The following is a 2,997-nucleotide window of genomic DNA, read 5'->3' as shown; positions in this document are numbered from 1 at the left end:
CATCCAACACCTCCTCTTCTGTACAACCTTCTTTCCTTAGCTCTGACAACCAATCTGGAGTTAATGCTAGGACATCACTGGAAGATCCAGCACTTGCTCCAAAAAACGGCTCTTCCACAATTCCATCTAAACGGTACTTTTCACCAGGCATCATCGTTCCGTGAATCTGGAATCCGTCCTGAAGCGCAAGCTCTAACTCTTTTGTTTCAGCCTCTGTGAGCATCTGAGGGCGCATATTCTCCTCATCCCAAGGATTTTCCGATACACCAGACCCAGTCATGCTCGGCAGAGCTCCACCACGTCACCCTCTCGCTTGTTTAGGTGCACCATCCACAAATCCATCAACTGCTTCCGCTTTTCAAAAACATCGCTCCGCGCGTAGGCCTGCTCCACCTTGTCACCCACCGCATGGGCCAGCGCAGCCTCGGCGACTTCACGTGGGAAGTTTGTGCGCTCTTGCGCCCAGGTCCGAAAGGACGTCCGGAAGCCGTGCACGTCCGCATCAAAGCCGAGTTCCTTCACCAGCTTTGAAAGCGTCATGTCGCTAATGGGACGGCCCTTGCGCAAGCCGGGGAACACATGCCCGGATCCATCATGGTGCAAGCGAGCGGCCTCCAACAGTTCCTTAGCCCTCGCAGAAAGGGGGACGCGATGCTCGCGTTTCATCTTCATGCGCTCGGCAGGAACGGTCCAAACGCCGTTTCTTCCATCTGCTCCAAGCTCGATTTCATCCCAGCGCGCATGTCGCACCTCACCCGAACGCGCGGCAGTTAAAACCAAAAATTCTAGGGCCAGTTTAGTTGTTGGGTTCGCGCCAGATTCGCGCACAGCATCCAGACAGGCGGCAACCTCAGAATAGGGAAGCGCCTTGCGCTGGGATTTGGTACGGGCTTGTTTCGGCAATGCCTGCCCGATATCGCGGGCCGGATCATCTTGACGCCACCCCTTGGCAACGGCCCATTTCATGACCGTCCCGATGCGCTGACGGACACGCCGCGCCGTTTCCGGCTTTTCCAGCCAGATTGGGGAAAGAACGGTCAGAACGTCACTGGTGGAAATGTCCGCCACGCTGATCGGACCAATGCGTGGGAAGGCGTAACGCTCCAGCGAATTGATGAAATCGGCCGCGTGCTTCTCATTGCGCCAGCTCGGCTTGTGCAGCTCATGCACCTTGCGCGCGGCGTCTTCAAAGCTCAGCACCGCGCTTGCTTCGCGCTTTTCGCGCAATGGGTCACGCCCCGCCCGCACCGCGCGCTTGTTCTCTAGAGCCGCCTCGCGCGCCTTGGCGAGTGAAACCAATGTAGCAGGCCCCAGGCCTAGCTCGCGGCGCTTGCCCTTGATGGTCAGGCGCTGAATCCAGAAGCGTGCGCCGTTCGGATCCACGCGCAGGAAAAGCCCTGTCCCGCCGCCATCATGATACTTGCCCGGCTCTTTCACGGAGCGGACAAAGGCGGCGGTCAGAGGCTTGCGGCGATTGCCAGCAGCGAGGTCCATGCTTCCCCCAATTCTTCCCCCGAAAAAAGGGGGAACTGCTCGCATCATGCCGGACCTTACCGGATAGGGGAAGGGAGATTTTATCTGTTATAACTGAAGAAAACAGATGTACCCGGATTATTCAGGAAATAAAAATGGGGGACCTCGGCTCCACCATTTCCATAACCCGCGAGCCTAAAGGGTCACTGTCCGGAAGGTCAGCGACACGCGGCGAGTTCTGGGCTGGCGCACGCCCTTGATCACATCGGATTTACGCGCCGGAATTTCGTGGCTCCAGTCATAGCGCGCCTCACCAGACAGGATCAGGAGGTTTGCGGGCTCAAGTATGACGCTGTGGCGTTCGCCAGTTGAGCGCTTTTTGAAGACCATCTCGACCTCGCCTCCAAGGCTGAGCGAGGCGATCGCCGGCCCAAAGCACGGTTCGCAATCGACATGCGCGGATATGCCCTGACCTGGAAGATACTCGTTCACGATCACCTGATCGGGTCGCCGATCAAACTCCGGCAGGTCTCCAACAGCCTCGGCGGCGGGAAGAAGCCAGTCCGGCAGCGGGCCAAGCCGCATCTCTTCCGTCACGCGCCGCTCGCGATAGTCGTACCGCCAGCCGTAATGCTGCACGCGTCGTTTCAGATCTGCACGCCAGTCCGTTGCGTCAATCGCCGCGAGCAGGCGTCCCACGGCTTGCTCCGACACGAAGTCGCGAATGAGGCATGCGCCGGGCGGTAAGCTCACCGTGTCCGTCATCCTATCGCCTCACCGGTTTAAAAAGCCAGGTACTACAAGACCGGCATTTCGACAAAGCGCTCTCGCTCGCATCGTTGGTGTTGACGTGCCCATAGCCCGACCAGGCAGACCGATAAAATGGAAGCACCTCCACTACTTCGCAGCCCGCCCATTCCGCCGCCGAAGGCGGATCAAATACGCCCAGATGATGCGGGCTATTTACAAGCGTAACTGCGATCCGACCGGTCAACTTAAGTCGCGAGGCCGCCGCCCGGAGGAACCGGCGCAACAGAATATGATTTTCTGTACGACCGTGGACCGACCTTCGCGTGCCCGTGTTCGGGAACTGAAACGCGATCAGCTCCGCCATTGCTGGCAAGTTTCGATCATCTAGGTGTCGGGCGTCGACGCCGTTTAAAACCTTGGCGCCTAGATCGCTCAGTGATCGGGCGTTTCTCCTTCCCGCCGGACAAACGCTGCGCTCGGCTTCAAAGGTTGTCGCTATGATATGCCCAGCGCAGCTTTTCGCGTCGCGCGCCAAAGCACGTGCGAAGCTCAGATCGCCTTCACCTACAAAAACGCATTTACCAATTCGAGTCATAGCCGCGAAATCGAACGGTCGCCGCTTCTGCTCGAGAAGGACGACAAGGCGCTCAAAGGCGGCCTCCGCGTCTTCCGTAGCATTAAGTTGACGATTTTCAGCGGTTGGCAAAGCAGCCATATTCGACCTCGCGTGAATGCAAACGAAGTCGGCATTTTCCCTCGGGAAGCAGTGGGGGC

The 2,997-nt window shown here is 58.3% G+C and carries 4 protein-coding genes; all 4 read right to left on the bottom strand.

The features are described 5' to 3' along the window. Window positions 1-280 (bottom strand): hypothetical protein (locus K5905_RS30785; RefSeq protein WP_297591534.1); only part of this gene is annotated, 280 nt, incomplete at its 3' end. Then, window positions 277-1,494, bottom strand: coding sequence for a site-specific integrase (locus tag K5905_RS30780; RefSeq protein ID WP_297591533.1), 1,218 nt, complete (start codon window positions 1,492-1,494; stop codon window positions 277-279). The genes K5905_RS30780 and K5905_RS30785, both read right to left, overlap by 4 nt. 174 nt (window positions 1,495-1,668) lie before the next feature. Further along, the gene (locus K5905_RS30775; RefSeq protein WP_160092952.1) at window positions 1,669-2,238 is read right to left on the bottom strand and encodes an alpha-ketoglutarate-dependent dioxygenase AlkB; all 570 of its coding nucleotides are present in this window, start codon (window positions 2,236-2,238) and stop codon (window positions 1,669-1,671) included. A gap of 1 nt (window position 2,239) precedes the next feature. Beyond that, window positions 2,240-2,997 (bottom strand): Rossmann-like fold-containing protein (locus K5905_RS30770; protein WP_297591532.1); only part of this gene is annotated, 758 nt, incomplete at its 5' end.

This window comes from Roseibium sp. (genome assembly GCF_025698965.1).
In the GTDB taxonomy this organism is placed as follows: domain Bacteria; phylum Pseudomonadota; class Alphaproteobacteria; order Rhizobiales; family Stappiaceae; genus Roseibium.
The sequence above is the reverse complement of the archived record's forward strand: the minus strand, read 5'-3'. Positions and strand labels throughout refer to the sequence as shown.

What these genes read in the sequence shown, in the direction of transcription:
- K5905_RS30780 (WP_297591533.1), bottom strand. Translation starts at nt 1,494, where the DNA reads ATGGACCTCGCTGCTGGCAATCGCCGCAAGCCTCTGACCGCCGCCTTT.
- K5905_RS30775 (WP_160092952.1), bottom strand. Translation starts at nt 2,238, where the DNA reads ATGACGGACACGGTGAGCTTACCGCCCGGCGCATGCCTCATTCGCGAC.